The 747-nt window shown below is 50.6% G+C and carries 1 protein-coding gene; it reads right to left on the bottom strand.

The features are described from left to right. Nucleotides 1-160 precede the first annotated feature (160 nt). Nucleotides 161-747, bottom strand: a 587-nt coding sequence (locus tag J7I42_RS34960) for a hypothetical protein (RefSeq protein ID WP_209145217.1), incomplete at its 5' end; no start/stop codon positions are given.

Genomic DNA, 747 nt, shown 5'->3' with positions numbered 1-747 from the left:
TTACGGGGTTTGGCAACTGGTGAATACTGGCTTCAGTTTATGGCTACCGTAACAACAGCAGCCGATTCCCATACAGGGAGGTAAGCCGTTCATTGTTGCCAAACCGGGACTACTGGTTCTGGATATTGGATGTGGGACCGGGCTTTCCGACCACCATTACTTACGCGGCTTTATCTACCAACATTATGCTGGTGGCATTGTGTTCTCCAGATTTGAGCGCATAGCTCCGGGTATTTACCCGTTGGTAATACTCAATGCCCAGCGCCACAAATACCGCATCCGTACTATTTGCTGGCAATGCCAGCGTAAGCGTAGCCGCCTGTGTGGGGTCGGTATTGTAAGGCAATTCAGGCGTTCCCTGCATGGCATACTCATACTTCTCCGTGTCGAAATTGATGGTAGCAGCCGATGCTACGATCCTGAAATGAGTAGTACCTGCGGCCTCCTGCACCATGTTTTTGGGTATAAAGGCCGGAATGTTTACTACAACTTCACCCGACACCCGGTTAAAAGTAATGGGACATCGTACAAACAGCGAATCTTCAATGCCAGCCCGTTCATTGAAACGGAATCCCAGCAGCTGTTGCAGGTCGCCATTGTTTACGGTACGAGCGCCCCTTTCATTCAACGGGTCGTTCATTAAAATTCGGGAGGCCACCTTCACCAGGCGTGCATGGGTGATAGTGTCCTTCGCATTAATGGTTACATCCCTAAAGATGGTGCGCAGGAGTTTAGCGGCCTTACCGG

Source organism: Niastella soli, from assembly GCF_017742245.1.
Taxonomy (GTDB): Bacteria; Bacteroidota; Bacteroidia; order Chitinophagales; family Chitinophagaceae; genus Niastella; species Niastella soli.
This window is presented reverse-complemented; position numbering and strand designations above follow the sequence as displayed.